This is a genomic window from Agaribacterium sp. ZY112, assembly GCF_041346925.1.
Lineage (GTDB): Bacteria > Pseudomonadota > Gammaproteobacteria > Pseudomonadales > Cellvibrionaceae > Agaribacterium.
On the sequence record NZ_CP166840.1, the window covers coordinates 2344592 to 2363202 of the forward strand.

The 18611-nt window shown below is 44.5% G+C and carries 17 protein-coding genes; 14 read left to right on the plus strand and 3 right to left on the minus strand.

Annotated features, from left to right (window positions below; translation table 11 throughout):
* Nucleotides 1–104 precede the first annotated feature (104 nt).
* The 12 genes from trmJ to AB1S55_RS10245 all read left to right on the plus strand — a co-directional run bounded on the left by trmJ (nt 105) and on the right by AB1S55_RS10245 (nt 10972).
* Entirely contained in the window at nt 105–908 is an 804-nt protein-coding gene (trmJ, locus tag AB1S55_RS10190; protein ID WP_370977955.1) for a tRNA (cytosine(32)/uridine(32)-2'-O)-methyltransferase TrmJ, read from the plus strand.
* Between the two features lie 144 nt (nt 909–1052).
* Nucleotides 1053–1547: a Fe-S cluster assembly transcriptional regulator IscR gene (gene iscR / locus AB1S55_RS10195; protein WP_370977956.1), complete on the plus strand. Its 495-nt coding sequence runs from the start codon at nt 1053–1055 to the stop codon at nt 1545–1547.
* 20 nt (nt 1548–1567) lie between these two features.
* Complete coding sequence (locus AB1S55_RS10200) at nt 1568–2737, plus strand: aminotransferase class V-fold PLP-dependent enzyme (RefSeq protein ID WP_370977957.1); 1170 nt, start codon at nt 1568–1570, stop codon at nt 2735–2737.
* A 15-nt stretch (nt 2738–2752) separates the two neighbouring features.
* Nucleotides 2753–4192, plus strand: coding sequence for a Fe-S cluster assembly protein SufB (sufB, locus tag AB1S55_RS10205; RefSeq protein WP_370977958.1), 1440 nt, complete (start codon nt 2753–2755; stop codon nt 4190–4192).
* A 124-nt stretch (nt 4193–4316) separates the two neighbouring features.
* A complete protein-coding gene (gene sufC / locus AB1S55_RS10210; RefSeq protein ID WP_370977960.1) occupies nt 4317–5066 on the plus strand; it encodes a Fe-S cluster assembly ATPase SufC in 750 nt (249 codons plus the stop codon).
* Nucleotides 5066–6373, plus strand: a complete 1308-nt coding sequence (gene sufD, locus AB1S55_RS10215; RefSeq protein ID WP_370977961.1) for a Fe-S cluster assembly protein SufD — start codon at nt 5066–5068, stop codon at nt 6371–6373. The genes sufC and sufD overlap by 1 nt, the downstream gene beginning before the upstream one ends.
* The gene (locus AB1S55_RS10220) at nt 6370–7632 is read left to right on the plus strand and encodes an aminotransferase class V-fold PLP-dependent enzyme (protein ID WP_370977962.1); all 1263 of its coding nucleotides are present in this window, start codon (nt 6370–6372) and stop codon (nt 7630–7632) included. Before sufD ends, AB1S55_RS10220 begins: the two co-directional genes overlap by 4 nt.
* Before the next feature lie 3 nt (nt 7633–7635).
* Nucleotides 7636–8010: a HesB/IscA family protein gene (locus AB1S55_RS10225; RefSeq protein ID WP_370977963.1), complete on the plus strand. Its 375-nt coding sequence runs from the start codon at nt 7636–7638 to the stop codon at nt 8008–8010.
* 1 nt (nt 8011) lies between these two features.
* The gene (sufT, locus tag AB1S55_RS10230; RefSeq protein WP_370977964.1) at nt 8012–8548 is read left to right on the plus strand and encodes a putative Fe-S cluster assembly protein SufT; all 537 of its coding nucleotides are present in this window, start codon (nt 8012–8014) and stop codon (nt 8546–8548) included.
* Nucleotides 8549–8894: 346 nt separating this feature from the next.
* The gene (locus AB1S55_RS10235) at nt 8895–10190 is read left to right on the plus strand and encodes a hypothetical protein (RefSeq protein ID WP_370977965.1); all 1296 of its coding nucleotides are present in this window, start codon (nt 8895–8897) and stop codon (nt 10188–10190) included.
* A 122-nt stretch (nt 10191–10312) separates the two neighbouring features.
* Nucleotides 10313–10744, plus strand: coding sequence for a SufE family protein (locus AB1S55_RS10240; RefSeq protein ID WP_370977967.1), 432 nt, complete (start codon nt 10313–10315; stop codon nt 10742–10744).
* Nucleotides 10745–10756: 12 nt separating this feature from the next.
* A complete protein-coding gene (locus AB1S55_RS10245) occupies nt 10757–10972 on the plus strand; it encodes a DUF2788 domain-containing protein (RefSeq protein WP_370977968.1) in 216 nt (71 codons plus the stop codon).
* 132 nt (nt 10973–11104) lie between these two features.
* On the opposite strand, the gene traF is transcribed toward AB1S55_RS10245, so the two are convergent.
* Complete coding sequence (traF, locus tag AB1S55_RS10250; RefSeq protein WP_370977969.1) at nt 11105–12385, minus strand: conjugal transfer protein TraF; 1281 nt, start codon at nt 12383–12385, stop codon at nt 11105–11107.
* A gap of 165 nt (nt 12386–12550) precedes the next feature.
* Complete coding sequence (locus tag AB1S55_RS10255; protein WP_370977970.1) at nt 12551–14680, minus strand: Ig-like domain-containing protein; 2130 nt, start codon at nt 14678–14680, stop codon at nt 12551–12553.
* A 496-nt stretch (nt 14681–15176) separates the two neighbouring features.
* Between AB1S55_RS10255 and AB1S55_RS10260 the strand changes: the two genes are divergently transcribed.
* Entirely contained in the window at nt 15177–16766 is a 1590-nt protein-coding gene (locus AB1S55_RS10260) for an ABC-F family ATPase (RefSeq protein WP_370977972.1), read from the plus strand.
* Nucleotides 16767–16913: 147 nt separating this feature from the next.
* Here the strand turns inward: AB1S55_RS10260 and AB1S55_RS10265 are convergent, their stop codons facing one another.
* Entirely contained in the window at nt 16914–17411 is a 498-nt protein-coding gene (locus AB1S55_RS10265) for an SRPBCC family protein (RefSeq protein ID WP_370977973.1), read from the minus strand.
* Nucleotides 17412–17616: 205 nt separating this feature from the next.
* Between AB1S55_RS10265 and AB1S55_RS10270 the strand changes: the two genes are divergently transcribed.
* Nucleotides 17617–18519, plus strand: coding sequence for a LysR family transcriptional regulator (locus AB1S55_RS10270; protein ID WP_370977975.1), 903 nt, complete (start codon nt 17617–17619; stop codon nt 18517–18519).
* Nucleotides 18520–18611 lie beyond the last annotated feature (92 nt).

The window sequence follows — 18611 nt, forward strand, 5'->3', positions numbered from 1 at the left end:
TTGTCCAAGCTTTAACGCGGTTTTGATATTTTTCCCCCCATACTCGCTCTTAAGCCTTATCGGCGTTAAAATGCGCGCCCAAAATCTTTGTACGGGCTCTCCTAATGTCAGATCAGCAAGCCATTTTCGATAACATTACCATTGTTATGATCAATACCACCCACCCGGGAAACATCGGGGCTGCGGCGCGGGCGTTGAAAAACATGGGCATGCGCAAGCTGGTCTTGGTCGACCCTAAAGAATATCCAACAGCAAAAGCCACTTGGCGAGCAGCCAATGCGGTTGATGTGCTTGATCAAGTTGAAGTGGTTGGTACTTTAGAGGAAGCGGTTGCCGATTGTTCGTTAGTGATCGGTACCAGTGCCCGTGAACGTCGTATTCCTTGGCCTTTGATCACACCGCGCGAGTGTGGTGATCGAGTTTGGAGCGAAGCCCAGAACCACAAAACGGCGATTGTATTTGGCCGAGAAGATCGTGGTTTAACCAATGAAGAGCTTCAGCAGTGCCACTACCATGTACATATTCCATCTAACCCTGAATACAGCTCACTCAACATTGCGGCAGCCATTCAGGTATTGGTTTATGAGGTGCGCATGTCTGCCTTAGCCCCTGAAAGTGGCGAGCCGCTAAGCTTTGACGACTGGGATCAGCCACCGGCTAATTGTGAAGCGCTTGAGCGTTATTACGAGCATTTAGAAGAGACCTTAGCCAAGCTAAAGTTTTATGATCCTGAGAATCCGCGCCAAACGGTGACTCGTTTGCGACGTATGTTTAACCGCGTGCGTATGGATGAAATGGAGATGAATATGCTGCGTGGCATGCTCACTGCAATGCAAAATGACCAATTCTACAAAGCTAAGCGTATCGCTGAGTTAGAGGCAGAATTGGCGCAGTTAAAGGCTAAATAGCGCATAATCCCTGCTAAGTTCAGCCCAGTAGTTTACTTTTATTAGCTGTATATAGAATACCTGACTATTTTAGTCGGATATATACTTGACTGTTTTACTGGGTTTTTCGATAATTCGCGCTCACTTAGGCGAGGCTACATCTATATGCGTTTAACCACGAAAGGTCGTTATGCAGTAACAGCGATGCTGGATTTGGCTCTGCACGCGAATCAGGGCCCTGTGAGCTTGGCTGATATTAGCAAGCGCCAACATATTAGCCTGTCTTATTTGGAGCAGTTGTTTGCCAAGTTGCGCCAAAACGCCTTGGTCAAAAGTGTGCGAGGCCCCGGCGGCGGTTACCGCTTAGAGGGGGCAGCTGAAAGTATCTTTGTCGCACAGATTATTGACGCGGTTAACGAAAGCGTTGATGCAACCAATTGTAATGGCGGTGGTGACTGCCAAGGTGGCGAAGTTTGCCTTACTCATTATTTGTGGAGCGATTTAAGCGCACAAATTCATGCATTTTTAAGTGGTATCAGCCTAGCTTCTTTGGTCGCAAGACAAGAAGTACGCGAAGTTGCCGATAGGCAAAATCGCAATGAAGGCCTCAATGTGCCTGAGCTTGAAACCATTAGCTTGACCAATTTAGTCCAGAACTAAGATTTTTTAGTAGAACCTATATGAACGCAAACGCGCCTATATATCTCGATTACGCGGCAACAACACCGGTTGATCCGGCTGTGGCTGAGTTGATGAGTGCGTGTTTGACGCTTGATGGCAACTTTGCCAACCCAGCTTCACGCTCTCATTTATTTGGCTGGAAGGCTGAAGAAGCTGTAGAGATCGCTCGTTCTCAGGTGGCCGCTTTAATCGGCGCGGACAGTCGCGAAATCGTTTGGACCAGCGGTGCCACTGAGGCATCGAACATTGCCTTAAAAGGTTATGTCGAGGCTCAGGGACTCAAGCATGCCCACTTTATTACGTCAGCCATCGAGCACAAGAGCGTGCTTGATTGTTTTGCTTATTTAGAAGGCCTTGGTCACCGCGTTAGTTATGTTAAGCCGCAAGCCGATGGTCGAGTCAGCATTGATGCGATAAAAGCCCTGATCGAAGGCGATACGGCCTTGGTATCTCTGATGCACGTGAATAACGAGACCGGAGCGATCAACGATATTGCAGAGCTTGGGCAATATTTACGTGAACAGGGCATAGCCTTTCATGTGGATGCATCTCAGAGCTTGGCTAAAGTGCCGGTAAAGGTTGCGGATTTGAACGTTGATTTGATGTCGATGTCGGCGCACAAGATGTATGGCCCTAAAGGGCAGGGCGCTTTATATGTTCGACGCTGCCCAGAAATAAACATCAGTGCGCAAATGCACGGTGGCGGTCACGAACGTGGTATGCGTTCGGGCACCTTGGCTACCCACCAAATTGCAGGCATGGGTAAAGCTGCGGCGCTTGCAGAACAGCTTTTAGACAAAGAGCATGTGCAGCTGCAGGGTTTGCGAGAACAAGTAATAAAGGGCATTGATGCCTTGCCTGGTATTCGGCTCAACGGGTCGCGAGAGCACAGCGTACCGGGCATTGTGAATTTATGCTTTCGTGGTGTTGATGGTGAAGTGCTGCTGTTGAGTTTAAAAGAGCTCGCTCTAAGCAGTGGTTCGGCCTGTATGTCGGCCACCATGGCACCATCGTATGTACTAGCCGCAATGGGTTTAAATGAGGCTGATGCCTTAAGTTCCATTCGTTTTAGTTTTGGTCGTTTTACGACGGCCGAAGAAATTCAACGCGCTCTTGCTGTTATAGAGCGTGTTTACAGCAGCTTGTCGCCTAACGCGACAAGTAACTAAGGTAGACGAGTAGCAATGTCGCAAGATCAAATCGAAGAAGCTATCGCTAAAGACTACGCCGCAGGCTTTGTCAGTGATATCGAAAGTGAAACCTTGCCTCCGGGGTTAACCGAAGACACGGTACGTTTTATTTCGGCCAAAAAGGGCGAGCCAGAGTGGATGCTCGAATGGCGCTTGCAGGCATTTGCCATATGGAAGGAAATGGAAGAGCCAGATTGGGCTCATGTTGATTTCCCTAAAATCGACTATCAAGAGATCAGTTATTATTCCGCGCCTAAAAGCATGGAAGACAAACCTAAAAGTTTGGATGAAGTGGACCCTGAGCTTATTGAAACCTACAACAAGCTGGGCATTCCTCTGCATGAGCAGGAGATGTTAGCTGGTGTTGCAGTCGATGCTGTATTTGATTCGGTGTCAGTGGCAACCACTTTCCGTGGCAAGCTCAAAGATGCGGGGGTGATTTTCTGTCCTATCTCCGAAGCAGTTCACGAATACCCTGAACTGGTTAAAAAATACTTAGGTTCGGTTGTGCCTGTAAAGGACAACTACTTTGCTGCATTAAACTGTGCGGTATTTTCTGATGGCAGTTTTGTTTACATTCCTAAAGGTGTGCGTTGCCCTATGGAGTTGTCGACTTACTTCCGCATTAATGAAAGTAATACTGGCCAGTTTGAGCGCACCTTGATTATTGCCGATGAAGGTTCCCACGTGAGTTACCTTGAAGGCTGTACGGCACCGATGCGCGATGAAAATCAGTTGCATGCGGCGGTGGTTGAATTGGTGGCTATGGATGATGCCAATATTAAGTATTCAACCGTACAGAACTGGTATCCCGGTGATGCCGAAGGCAAAGGTGGTATTTATAACTTTGTGACTAAGCGTGGCATTGCCCACAACAATGCGCGTATTAGCTGGACTCAAGTTGAAACAGGTTCTGCTGTCACTTGGAAATACCCGAGCTGTATCTTAAAAGGCGATAACAGCGTTGGTGAATTTTATTCGGTTGCTTTAACCAATAATTACCAGCAAGCCGATACGGGAACCAAAATGATTCACTTGGGTAAAAATACCAAGTCGACCATTATCAGTAAGGGCATCAGTGCAGGCAAAAGCTCCAATGCCTATCGCGGTTTGGTGCGTATGAACCCGAAAGCCGAAGGCGCCAGAAACTATACACAGTGTGATTCACTATTAATTGGTGACAAGTGTGCGGCTCATACCTTCCCGTATATAGAAAGTAAAAATCCAAGTGCCGTTGTTGAGCACGAGGCGACTACCTCAAAAGTGAGCGACGACCAGCTGTATTTATGTTTGCAGCGCGGTATTGATACTGAAAAAGCCGTGTCCATGATTGTGAATGGTTTTTGTAAAGAAGTATTTAAAGAGCTGCCTATGGAATTTGCTGTTGAAGCAGGCAAGTTGCTCGAAGTTAGCCTAGAAGGTTCAGTCGGTTAACGTTTCATAATAAATAGGCTGATATCTCGGCCTATTTAGTGACCATTATTCAAGCTTGTTAATACAAGCGACAAACAAAGCTTCTTAGGACGCTTTGTTTAAACAGAGAAAGCTGGAGTTAAATGTGCTTAGCATTAATGCCTTAGAAGCCAAGGTTGAAGAGAAAAACATCCTTAAAGGTCTTAACTTGGAAATTAAACCAGGTGAAGTTCACGCCATTATGGGCCCTAATGGTGCCGGTAAAAGTACCCTTGGCCATGTATTAAGTGGTCGCGAAGGTTATGAAGTCACTGGCGGGACGGTGGCGTTCCACGGTAAAGACTTGCTCGAGATGGATACCGAAGAGCGCGCGCGTGAAGGTTTGTTTTTGGCATTTCAGTACCCAGTAGAAATTCCAGGCGTAAGTAACATGGAGTTTTTAAAGGCTTCTGTTGATGCCGTGCGTGAACATAAAGGTTTAGAAGCACTTGATGCGGTTAACTTTATGAAACAAGCACGCCAAGCGTGTAAGGCCGTAAACTTGGACCAAGCTTTTTTAAAGCGTGGTGTAAATGAAGGCTTTTCCGGTGGTGAGAAAAAGCGCAACGAAATCATGCAAATGATGCTGTTGCAGCCGTCTCTTGCGATTCTTGATGAAACCGATTCCGGCCTTGATATTGATGCTTTGCAAGTCGTTGCCGAGGGCGTGAATTCGCTTCGTTCTGCCGATAGATCGTTTATTGTTGTGACGCACTACCAGCGCTTATTAGATTATATAGAGCCGGACTTTGTGCACGTTTTAGCCGACGGCAAGATTGTGAAAAGTGGCGATAAAACGCTAGCGCTTGAGCTTGAAGCCAAAGGTTACGCGTGGCTTGAAGACGAGGTGTGCTAATGACGGACTTTCTTTCGTCAGCGCAGTCAGCTCTTAGTTCTGAGTTGGCTTTTATCAGTGAGGCACGCGCGCAAGCGGCCGAGCTTGTTGCAGAACTGAGCTTACCTAGCCGCAAAACTGAAGACTGGAAATACACCAGTGTCGCCAGTTTGAAAAAGCGCACTTTTTACAGCCAGCAGGGTCAGTTGGCTGAGGTAAATGTCGCTGAACTAAGTCAATTAGCTGAGCTAGATGCTTATCGTTTGGTGTTTGTTAATGGCCAATTGCTTAGCTCAGAGTCCGTTTTACCTGAGCAAGAAGGTGTTGAACTTAGCTTATTTAGTGCGGCTAATAGCGAACAACAGGCGCTTATCGCCAAAGAATTGAATTCGTGTTTTGAGCCGGCTAAACACCGTTTTGCTGCATTAAATACCGCAAGTTTTAATGAGGGGGTTTTATTACATATTAAACGCTCAGTAAAACTCGATAAGCCTTTGCATATTATTCAGCTGAGCACTCAGGCTGCTAGTGATTTTGCAGTGAGTTCTCGTGTATTGGTTGTGCTTGAGGCGAATGCTGAAGCCGAATTGATTGAACAGTTTAGTTCGAGCAGCGACAAGCAAGTGAGCTTCACCAATAACGTCAGTGAATTTGTGATTGCTGATAACGCCAAATTGCAGCATTACCGTTTGCAAGATGAGCAAGAAGACGCCGTGCACGTTGGTGCCGCTCACGCTCGCCTTGCTCGCAATGCTCGTCTTAATAGTTTCTACCTTACTTTGGGCAGTGTGCTTAAGCGCGTTGACATGACCGTGACTTACGAAGGCGAAGGTGCCGAAGCTGAATTAAACGGCGTGTATTTGCCGCAGAATAAGCAGCATGTCGATGTGCACAGCACGATTGAACACGCAGTGCCTCACTGCCAGACCAATGAGGTTTTCCGAGGCATTATTGCCGATGAAGCTCGTGCGGTTTTTAATGGACGAATTCATATTCATCCCGATGCACAAAAAACCGAAGCGTATCTAAGTAATAAAAACTTATTAACCAGTAATAAAGCAGAAGTCGATACCAAGCCAGAGCTTGAGATTTACGCCGACGATGTGCGTTGTGCTCACGGTGCTACGGTTGCCCAGCTAGATGACATGGCTATGCATTATTTGCGCACTCGCGGTGTTGCTGAAGCAGAAGCCAAAGTGCTTTTAAGTTTTGGGTTTATCAATGAGCTGCTTGAAGAAATCGACAGCCCCTTATTATTAACTTGGGCTCGCAATAAGTTGACCTCATTATTTTCTCGCGATCCAGAGTTAACTAGACATTTATTATGAGCGCTGCCGTGACTGAGACCAATACGCAAACAAACAAGCGTGAATTTAATGCCGACGTCATTCGCAAAGACTTCCCGATTTTAAATCAGGAAGTGAATGGCCACGCCTTAGTCTATCTCGATAATGCAGCGACCACGCAAAAGCCTCAGGCAGTGATTGATGCGCTTGTGCATTATTACAGCTTCGATAACAGCAATGTTCATCGTGGTGCTCACGCCTTAGCTGATAGAGCAACTACGGCTTTTGAGGGCGCGCGTGCAAGTATTGCCAAAGCATTAAACAGCCCGTCGGCTAAACAACTTATTTGGACTCGGGGCACAACGGAGAGCATTAACCTTGTTGCGCAAAGTTGGGGTCGGGCCAATTTAAGCGAGGGTGATGAGGTTCTTGTCAGCACCCTTGAGCACCACAGTAATATCGTGCCTTGGCAGTTAGTGGCCGAGTCGCGTGGCGCGTCGGTGAAAGCGATTCCGGTTTCAGAAAAAGGCGAGATCGATCTTGAGGCTTTTAAAACCATGCTCAGTGACAAAGTGAAGTTTGTCAGTGTTGCGCATGTAAGCAATGCCTTGGGTACGGTTAACCCGATAGAGCAGATTATTCAGTTGGCTCACGATGCTGGCGCCAAGGTTTTAATCGATGGTGCTCAAGGTTTGGCTCACTTCGATGTTGATGTGCAAAAGCTAGGTTGTGACTTTTATGCGTTTTCAGGTCACAAGGTATTTGGCCCAACGGGTATCGGTGGTCTTTGGGGTAAAGAAAGCATTTTGAATGCCATGCCGCCTTGGCAGGGTGGTGGCGAAATGATTGAGCGAGTCAGTTTTGCTGGTACTAGCTTTAATACTCTTCCATATAAGTTTGAAGCGGGCACGCCAGATATTGCCGGTGCCATTGGTTTAGCCGCGGCATTTGATTATTTAGAGCAGTTTGATAGACAGAGCATGCTCAAACACGAGCAAGAACTGCTCGATTATTGTGTCGAGAAAAGTGCAGTAATTGAAGGTTTAAAGCGTGTTGGTCAAGCCGATTGTTGCGCGTCTGTATTTAGTTTTGTTGTTGACGGTACTCACCCTGCCGATATCGGTACTTTGTTGGATCAACAAGGTGTCGCTGTGCGTACAGGGCACCACTGTGTGCAACCATTAATGCAAGAGTTTGCGTTGCCAGGTACTGTGCGCGCATCGTTTAGCATCTACAACACCAAGGCTGACGTCGATGCGCTGTTTATCGCGCTCGAAAAAGTCTTGCAGTTTTTGAGGTAGGGCATGGCTGTAGAAACGTTTGAATTTAAGCAAAATGTCAGTGATATTTTACAGATCAGTGATGAAGCGGCCGAGCACTTCGCCAAGCAATTAAAGCGCAGTGGTTTAAAGGCGATTCGTTTGACCTTAAAACAAGCCGGTTGCACAGGATATAAATATCTCATTGATGAGATAGAGCAAGCCGAATCCGGTGATTTACACGGTACACTTTCAAGTGGTGTCGAGTTCTATATCGACAGCCGTTATTTAAGTGCCGTTCAAGGCACCCATATTGATGTTCGCCAACAAGGTTTGAATCTAAATCTAGTCTTAGAAAACCCGAACGTTAAAGATGAATGTGGCTGTGGCGAGAGCTTCAGCATTGAGAGCGAGAAATAATATGGCCGAGCAACGTATGGTCAGTACTGTTCGCGAGGTACCTGCCCGTTTGGTTCCCGTGGGTGACCCGATGACCATCCCCGCCAATACCTTTGTCACCATTACCCAAAGCTTGGGCGGCAATTACACGGTGGTTTATCAAGGTAATATGTTGCGAGTTGACGGCACTGATGCTGACGCGCTTGGACTTGAAAAGTACGAACTTGAATTTGAAGACTTAGGTGATGGCCGTATACACGAAGAGCAAATCTGGGAAGCTCTAGAAACGGTATACGATCCTGAGATACCTGTTAACCTTCGCGCCTTAGGTTTAATTTATTCGCTTAAAGTGTGTCAGCACAGTGGTGAAGTCGTTATTGAAATGACCTTAACGGCACCTGGTTGCGGCATGGGCCCTGTGTTAGTCGGTGACGTAAAACACCGTGTGCGTTTAGTGCCAAATGTAAAAAGTGTGAGTGTTGAACTCGTATTTGACCCTCCATGGCACAGAGATATGATGAGTGAAGAAGCCCAGCTCGAAACGGGCATGTTCTTTTAACTCTTATTGTAAAGAGGTGCTTATTCAAGCACCTCTCGATTCAGTTCCTCTTTGTTCATTTCCTCTCTAAACCTAAGCCGGCTGGTACTTCGTAAGTAACATTTCTTCTTTTTTTGCGACTTAAGTATTGCTTGCTTGTCCCTTTTTTGATCGTTATCATCGTATTTGGCGCTTAAATCGTTTATAGCGGCTGTTTTTATCTGCACTGATAATACTAGGCGCGGTTCAATTTCGGGCTAAACAGGGAGCATGATATCCCCTGTATTTCCCGCATTTTGATATTTATCACCGCACTTGATGTTTGTGTTATTGAGCCATCTTTCACTTCCTTAGTTGAGAACCGATTATGATTTTGAAAAAAGTAACACTGTTAGCGGCAGTACTTTTATTAGCTAACTGTGGCGGAGGTTCTTCCTCTAGTAATGACGATTCAGCGTCAGCAGGGAGCGGTGGTGGTGCTTCTCCTGATCCTGTAGCTACGCAAACGGGCGTTTTCTTAGATAGCGCGATTGCCAATATTGGCTATAAGACGGAAACCCTAGAAGGCGTAACTAATACTCTTGGAGAATATGATTATTTAGACGGTGAAACGGTTACTTTCTTTATTGGCGATCTAGAGCTGCCCGCTGTTGCCGCAAAAGATCTCGTTACACCATTAGATTTAGCCGGTAGTGATGACACAACGGACGCAACGGTTGTCAATATCATCCGTTTATTACAAACCTTAGATGAAGATGGTATCGCTGAAAATGGCATCACCATTACTGAAAATGCTAAAAGTGCAGCGACTCAAGTCGACTTCAGTGTTTCCGTCAGTGAGTTTGAGTCATTAGCTGCGGTTAGCAACCTTATTGCTAATTCGGGCTCAACGAATACCGAGCTGGTATCAGAAGGTACTGCGCTTGCTCACTTTGAGACGACCTTAGCAGCAGAGGGCGAAGACTTTATTGCGAGTACTAATATCACAGGAGCATGGTCTACTAACTTGACTGATAATGACCTGTTGGTGCTTTTGTTCTTTGCTGATGGTAGTTATGTGCATATCGAAGTTGACGAAGAAGAGCCAATAGATGCTTTTAATGAAATTTCAGGTATGGAGTGGGGCACTTACGTTAAGAATAATGACAGCAATGAGCTGACCATTGGGCACACCTTTGATGAAAATGGTGAGACTGGTTTTACGGACGCCACACTCAATTTGACTAGAATCTTTGCGCAAGTGGATGGTGATGAGTTAACCATGCAGTTTGATGATAATTTGAACGGTGAGATTGAGGAAGATGAGTCTCTTGTTTTTAGCCGTTTGTCATCCGAAGGTATTTTAGGGGCGTGGACCTCTGATTTAACGGATAATGATTTCTTAGGTTTGATCTTCTTTGATAACGGTACCTATGTGCACTTAGAAGTGGATGAAGTGGCACCTATTGATGAAGAAGGTGAAGAGTCCGGTATGGAGTGGGGCACTTATACAAGAAACTCAAATACTGGTGAGTTAACAGTCACTCAGGTGTTTGATGCTAATGGTGACATTGGCTTTAATGATGCCGCTAATGGTGAAACTGTGCTGTTTGCCAATGCTCTAGAGGATGTACTGACACTAGGTTTTGATGGCGATGGTTCTTTAGCGTTTAAACGCCTATAAATAGACCACCCCTGTTTTCAGCTAGAGTACGCTTTAGCTGAAAACAGCATTTCTTGTCGTCCAGATTCTTGCATTTTGTTAGAATGCCCCGCTGTTGTACTTCTACCTAAATGGAACGATTCATGACCTTGCCCACCATGCCTTTTGGCAATGATATTACTACCGACGATATTCTTGATACGTTGAGCTTTTTTGATGGCTGGGAAGAGCGTTATAAGTACATCATCGATCTAGGTAAAAGCCTGCCAGCTATGGATGACAGTCTTAAAACCGAAGATCGCATTGTTCCGGGGTGTCAGAGCCAAGTATGGGTTGAGAGCGCTTTAACCGACGGTAGATTGTTGTTTAGCGTTGATAGTGATGCGTTTATTGTTAAAGGCTTATTGGCCTTGGTCATGGCTGCTTACAATAATAAAACGCCCGCTGAAGTGCTTGAGTTCGATATTGAGTCGTATTTTGAAGCCTTGTCACTGATTAAGCATTTAAGTCCTACTCGTGGTAATGGTATTAAAGCTATGGTTCATAAAGTTCAAGAACTTGCTAAAGCGGTTTAGGGCTAAGTTTATATGTCACCGTTAAACGATTGGATTAATGAATGGGGCACCGCTGTTGGTGTTGGTGCGTTAATATCCTTTATGATTTTTATCATGTGGGATCTGGCTAAAAAAAGTAATGCTGGAAAATTTGGCACTGCTATTATTTTTGCCGGCCTTGGCTTAGGGATTTTTGGTTTTTTAATAAAGGTAGCGATTCAATATGGAATGGAATCGGCAGGGGTATAGGGGAGTATATAAGGCGCTAAGTATAAGGTGCTAGGCATAAGACATGGCTCTAGCACTCAGTTCTATCACTCTGCCTAAAGTTCGCCTCCTTTCGGTAGCTCTAGCAGCAGTCATTACGTTTTTAGATAGGGTTTAAAAAGCATAACCCATTTGAAAAGCAGCTCCTCTTACATCGTCTCCATGAGCATAAGCTCCTTCCATAACAAAGCGTTTTATTTTAAAAGCCAATCCAAAAGAAGCTACATCACTGATGGTATTGTTCAGATCGGAGCGATAACCCAAGCGTAACCATATATCTTTAACTAGAGTGATATCAGCGCCGATGCTCGTATATTGAGTCGCCTGCTCATTTGCAAGTGCTTGGCTTTCGTTTAGGTCTAGGTCAATACCAATTAAATACTTGTTGGAGATGTAGGCAGCCCCTAGGCTTGCTTGCGGGCGTAATTTAACTTCAAGGTCGTTTTCACTTTTATAGTTTTTACCGAATACATCCTTGATAGCAAGGCCTAAGCGAAAGTTTTCTTTAATTTCTGTAGCAATACCTAAATCTAAATTGATCGATGAAAATGTTTCTTCATCGTAATCAAGTTCAACAGAGCTGTCAGAAAAATCAAAGTTGTTTCTAAAGACCGATACTCGGGTTAATTTAGGCGTGAAGCCAAATGATACGTTTTGTTTGAAAACGGGAAACTGTTTTGCAAATGAGACTCCCCATTCAGATACAAGGATAGAGCCCAAGTCTGCGTTTGAACTTAAGTTGTCTCGAGGGTCAAGCAAACCATTATTCGGGTTTCCATCTATATATAGCTCTGGGTGTTCTGCGCCCTGACTGCCTCCGCTGATTATAAAATCGAGGGTTTCGATATAATTATTGAGTAGTTGCTTATCCTCATCAGTAATATCGGCGGTGCCTGCACTTATGCTGCGTTGGTTAAAATAAAAGGCTCCGCCTTCGTGTTCACTTGGCTGCACAAGGGTAATACCTATGAGTGCTTCAGCGAGATAAACTTGATCTCCTAACTTATCGGTTTCAGTTTGCACTTCTCGTGTGAGATCAAGCACGGTTTGTGCGTTGTTGTTATTTTGATCAAGGTTAAAGGCATCTACGGCGCTTGTTACTCGATCATAGAGGTCTTGCTCATGTAGATTGATGGCATCGTTAAGAGCTCGACTTTCTTGTAAAACGATTGACGGGAAAAACAGTCTGCCGCTTTGAGAGTCCTCTTCACGCTTATCGTGAAAGGATAAAAGGGCTGGGTTATAGAAAGGAGCATTTTCTAAGTTGGCACTGGCTGTTGTCGTCCCTCCCATAGCTAAGCTTCGAGCATCAAATATTCCGGTTCCGGCTGCAAAACTATAAGTGCCTAGTAATAAGCTACCAAAGCAAAGGAGGCTACGACAAAGTAAACTCATATTCTAAATGACTTTTATTGTTGTTAGTGGCTGTTAAGTGAGCTTGCTGAAGCTTACTTAACAGCAGCTTACTACGCCTTTAAAAAACTGACTAGGCTTAAGTGCTCCCGTTTTTCATTCGCTGCTTTAGCCTTTTGTATCAAGTTGGATTGCGTGAAACCAGTGTTAATCCCCTAAGCCCCAATGATTTGCACCATAGAGGATGTTAAAGTCGGCGATGTCATCACTGTCTTCAACTAAGAAGCCACTAACGACAAAATCATCTAGCCCATCACCATCCATATCGCCCACACCTCTTGCCCAGAGGCGTGAGTTGAATGCAGAGCTATTTCTCTTGCTGTAAATTAGAGCGCCTTGCTCTCCGGTACTGCCATTAGCAAAGCGAAATTCATCAATGTCAATGCTAGGCGTTATCGTGTTTTGTCCGTAAATAATGGCACTGGCAGGCTTTGAATTGCTGATGTTATTGAGTATGAGATCTTCTATGCCATCGTTATTGATGTCGCCAGCGGGGTAGGGCACAACCGTTGTTGTTGTAAATCCCGTTATCTTTCCAAGTTGCTTGTTTGTGTCCCATAGAGCCAAGCTACCTTGTTTATTGTCTTTTCGATCAAAGATTAATATTTCATTTCCGTGTTGTATGAACAGCTCTTTTTTCATATCGCCATTGATATCAAGAACAGCCCCAATGTTTACTTGGTTCTCACTTGTAAATTCTTTGGCAGATAAAAATAAGGTGTTTAGTTGATCGAGTGTTGTTGAGCCTGAGTCGTAATTAGCTTGGCCAAAAATAATGACTGCACCGTTGTGCGTGCTTGTATTTAAACTTAGGGTGCCTGCCAAGCCAAAATCATCAAAACCATCACCGTCGTAGTCGCCAAGTGCGCGAATAGAGCCACGGGTAGTTACTCTGCCCTCAAGCTCCGCTTCTAGCTGAGGTGAATAAATAAAGCGCCTATTATCAAGCTCATCTCTTTCTATACTGCCGCTTAAACGCTGTGCACCACCAAATAAGATTTGTAACTCACGATTGTCACTGTTGCCAATAATTTGGATCGCAACATCTGCAAAATTATCGTTATTTACATCACCAATTGCAGCTGCAAATGAAATGGTTGAGCTACTGAGAAGTGGGCTAAGATCTGTGGTTGAGCTCGTCGTTAGTGGCGACTCAAATTCTGCCCTACCGTAGAGGATATGAGCTTTAAAATTACTGGAGCTGCCGCTTAGGATTACGACGTCATCGAAACCGTCACCGTCTATATCGCCAGCACTAGAGAGTAAGCTCCCAAAGCGTTCATTTTCTTGGTGACCTCTAATACTATATTGTCTTTGTGATATTGTATCGCGAGGGCCACCAAGTGTGAGTATGCACTCTCCTACCTTTTCATCGACGACTTGGAGTTCGTTGTTCATTGTTGGTGCTTGAGCAACGCAAGCAATAGTGTCATGAAACCCATCACCATTTAGGTCTCCAGCAGCTTCTGGGTTGACGTAACCACTGCCTTTTGCGTAGTACTGAGGCAAGCTTTGACCGATATGTTTTAGTTCAAAAGATGCAATATCAGTGGTGTAGAGTTCGGTATAACGGCCGGAGCGTTTAGCCTCTACCAAAATATCGACATTGACCCCACCATAGTTATTGCCGACACTGTCTTGAACTCGGTAAGTAAACCTATCCGTACCACTGTAGTTCTCATGTGACTGGTAGCGTAAGTGGTCGTTTTCGATGCTAACAGTGCCGTTAATAGGCTCAAGTAAAATTTCACTTACACTTAATGGCGATTGAATCGACGATACATCATTGGCCAGTACATCCAGATCAGTGCTTACATTTGTTTGTACAACGAAACGGTCTGATTCGGGGTTTAAGGTGGCCATACCTGTATCATTTGCTTGTTCGACACGAACGGTTGCCAGTTCTGAGCTTTTACCATTTTCATTTAATTGGTAATTAAACGATCGTAAAAAAGTATCTGAATTGGGGGCAGTAAATTCTATTTTTCCATCAACCACTCGATAACTTGAGCCTGAATCCAAGACAATTTCGACGCTACTTAAGGCTGAGAAACGGTCATTGGCTAGTACGTCTAGATAAACGGTTGTACCGGCTGCAACGGTAAAGCTATCATCAATGGCCTCTAGAGTGTTGCTTCCCTCTCCTGGTACGTTGGGGCTTGAACTAGCAGATGGACTTGGGTTTGGGCTAGGCCTTGTATCTTCATTACCTCCACTTGAGCCGCCGCAAGCACTTAGTAAGGTTGTGCTGATGAGAATTGAAAGAATCTTTTTCATGCCTAAAGTCCGTGAGTTCAATGTGCTGTTCCATATAGCGCCGTGTGAGGCTAGGTGAATGCTTTTAAGAGGCGAAAGGAGCTAATTTAGTCAGGTGTTGTCATAAAAACGAAATAATTAGCTTCGACTATATAAGCCCTTTTGCGGGTTTATATTTAAATACCCGATTTAATTTAAAGTATACGTTGAGGTGTGTTTTCGATCAATGCTTTGGCTTTTTATTAAGAAGGATACACTTAGAAACATAAGCAACTGTTAATTGTTCGGTTTTCCAAAAGGCTAGAGCACTTGTCGCAAGTATTTTGCCATTGCTTATTCTCTTAGTTTGTAAGCCTTGCTGAGTGTGTTGTTCAGTGTTTTTTGTTTTTGCACTTTTCAAACGTTTCTCGCCCAGACCTTGGCATATCGTGCGTTTATTGCTTAGCATTTCTTACTGCGGATGCGATAATAGAAGCCTTCCTGTTTTCTACTATCCCTTTATCAATTAGGTAACTTCGTGCTTACGACCGCTAATATCACCATGCAGTTTGGTGCTGCCCCGCTTTTTGAAGATGTGTCTGTTAAGTTTGCTAATGGCAAACGTTATGGTTTGATCGGAGCCAATGGCTGTGGCAAGTCGACTTTTATGAAAATCCTTGGGGGGGACTTAGAGCCTAGTGCCGGTTCTGTGAGTAAAGACCCTGAGGAGCGTATTGGTAAATTGCGTCAAGATCAATTTGCTTACGAAGAGTACAGCGTTATTGATACGGTTATTATGGGCCATGAAGAGCTTTGGAAAATTAAAGAAGAGCGCGATGAGATTTACAGCAAAGCTGAAATGACTGACGAAGAAGGTATGCGAGTTGGCGACTTAGAGGGCGAGTTTGCCGAGCTAGATGGCTATACCGCTGAGTCTCGTGCAGGTGAGTTATTGCTCGGAGTGGGTATTCCTGTAGAGCAGCATTTTGGTTTGATGAGTGAGATCGCTCCAGGTTGGAAACTTCGTGTTTTATTGGCTCAGGTGTTGTTCTCTGACCCGGATATTATGTTGCTTGATGAGCCGACAAATAACTTGGATATTAATACCATTCGCTGGTTGGAAGGGGTATTGAATGAACGTGATTGCACGATGATTATTATCTCGCATGACCGTCACTTCCTGAATAGTGTTTGTACGCATATGGCCGATGTTGATTATGGCCAAATTAAGTTGTTCCCAGGTAATTATGACGACTTTATGACGGCATCTACCATGGTTCGCGAGCGTATGCAGGCTGACAACGCCAAGAAAAGTGCACAAATAGCAGAACTTAAGTCTTTTGTGAGCCGCTTCTCTGCCAATGCTTCTAAAGCTAAGCAGGCGACTTCGCGTGCTAAGTTGATCGATAAGATTGTATTAGATGAAATTAAACCCTCTACTCGACAAAGCCCATTTATTCGTTTTGAACAAGAGAAAAAGCTCTACCGTATAGCCTTAGAAGTGAAAGAGCTTTCTAAGTCGTATGATGAGAAAGTTTTCTCAAATCTGAATTTGCAGGTTGAAGTTGGTGAGCGCATTGCTGTTATTGGTCCTAACGGTATTGGTAAGTCGACCTTATTGAAATGCCTTTACGGTGATACCAATACGGATGCTGGGTCCATTAAATGGTCTGAAAACAATAACATTGGTTATTATGCTCAGGATCACGCCCATGAATTTGAGCAAGATAAACCCCTGCTTGATTGGATGGGGCAGTGGGGTTCAGAAGGGGATGACGAACAGGTAATTCGCGGTACCCTTGGGCGTTTATTGTTTTCCCAAAACGATATCAAGAAATCAGTCAAAGTGATTTCTGGTGGTGAGCAAGGTCGTATGATTTTTGGTCGCCTTATGCTGAAAAAACCAAATATTCTTTTACTTGATGAGCCGACCAACCATTTAGATATGGAGTCGATTGAATCCCTAAACTTGGCTTTGGAGAACTACCCCGGGACATTGATTTTCGTCAGCCACGATAGGGAGTTTGTGTCCTCTATTGCTACTCGTATCATTGAGCTTACAGCCGACGGCGTGGTTGATTTCCATGGTAACTATGAGGATTACTTAAAGAATCAAGCACTAGCTTAAGTCCTCTATATAAAGCTAATGCTCAGACTTTAGGTCTTCAAGTAAAACAGCGCTATAACCTTAAAGTGAAAAACGTAGCCGTATCGTAATAGAGATAACTGCGTTTTTTCTTCAAGCGGCCAAGCTCAACATCTACAGTTTATATTTTTAAGCTGCGTGTATCTGATCTTGGTTTGGATTCACCTGTTTACCTGTTTCAACGTAGCTCGCGTTTGCATCCAGCAGTGCTTGTAGCATTTTACTAAATTGCTTTTTCATCATTGGCACCATCATTCTTCCAAGCCAACCAAGTTTAGGCTCGAACATAATGGCCATCGTGGTCTGGCTGCGAGTTGCAGAGAGGGATTTAAAGCTAATCTCTGCATAAGCTGTTTTTAATGGCATGCTGCCTTCGTAGATGTCGACGGTTATTTTCTGATTTTCTTGAAACTCAGTGACTCGCTCACGAATCCAGTTTTTTCCATCAGCCATATCACACTGGCGCATAGCTCCTAAGCCTTTTTCTACGGGCGAATTTGTTAATAAGTGGGAGTCGCTTAGGTTCGGGTTGAATTTATAAATATCTGCAAACTCGTCATGCCACGATTTGAAAAGAGCTTCAACCGGTGCCTTTACCTCTGTACTGACAACAACCTTGTTCATCATCTTGCCTCTTTGTTAGTGCAATTGTTAGTGTGATGAGCTTAGTGTATGTGTGTTTTTTATATGCCAATATAGTCATATTTGTCACACCCTGTAACGCTGGTGTTACATGGTTTTGCATTTATAGACGTTGTTTTGGTTAAAGTATGGCATCGAGTGTTGTCAATTTTTTAGTAGATATAGCTCTTTAATGGCATAGGTAGCGGATATGAATTGGAATGATGTACAGACCTTCTTGTTATTGGTTCAACACGGCTCAGCGCGCGCAACGGCAGCAGCGATGTCGGTGAGTCACTCCACGGTTAGCCGTAACATTGATCAATTAGAGTCGGTGTTAGCGGTACGCTTATTTGATCGGCATGTTGGTGGTTATAAATTAACCTCATTGGGGGAGGCGCTGCTACCTTTTGCTTTGCAATGCCAAGAGTTAATGACTAACGCTGAACTTAAACTACGAGGTGGAGATACTTTGCTTGAGGGAGACATTCGCTTTACAGCAGCTAGCCATCTGGTTACTCATTTACTAGTACCCGATTTGGCAGAGTTTGAACGCTTACAACCGAAAATTGAACTCAAGGTTTTACTCTCTTACGAGAGTTATAATTTACATCGAGGTGAGGCCGATGTTGCTTTACGCTTTTTAAAAAAAGGGAGACAGCCTCCAGAGTCTTTAGTTGGGCGAAAGCTACTCAGTGCCTGCAGTGCTTATTATGCAACGTCCAAGTACCTTGAAGAGCATGCTTATAATGCTAGTGCCCTGTCTTTTGCTTGTGATAAAACACGTTGGTTAGGCTGGGGGGATCAAAGCTCCTTTCCAGAGTGGGTTGTGAACTCTCCGTTCCCGGATGTACCTTGTCGTGGAAACTATAATGACCTCTCTTTACAGTTTGAAGCCGCACGAGCTCATATGGGCTTGGCTGTGCTTCCTTGTTTCTTAGCAGATAGCTGCGCAGACTTGCTTCGAATTCCCGCAACCAATGCCTACGAAAGTTATGATTTATGGCTGCTATCCCATCCAGAACTTAGAGATACAGCTCGCTTTCGGGTTTTTCGTCAATTTCTTGTGGAAGCCATTGATAGGCATAAAAGTGTATTGATAGGCTGTGTTTAAGGCGCGTGAAACCCCTTTATTTCTTTTGTCGTGAAACTTACACGGACTTGATATTTGCCAAAACCTTACTGCTATTGACGTTTAGACTGTTT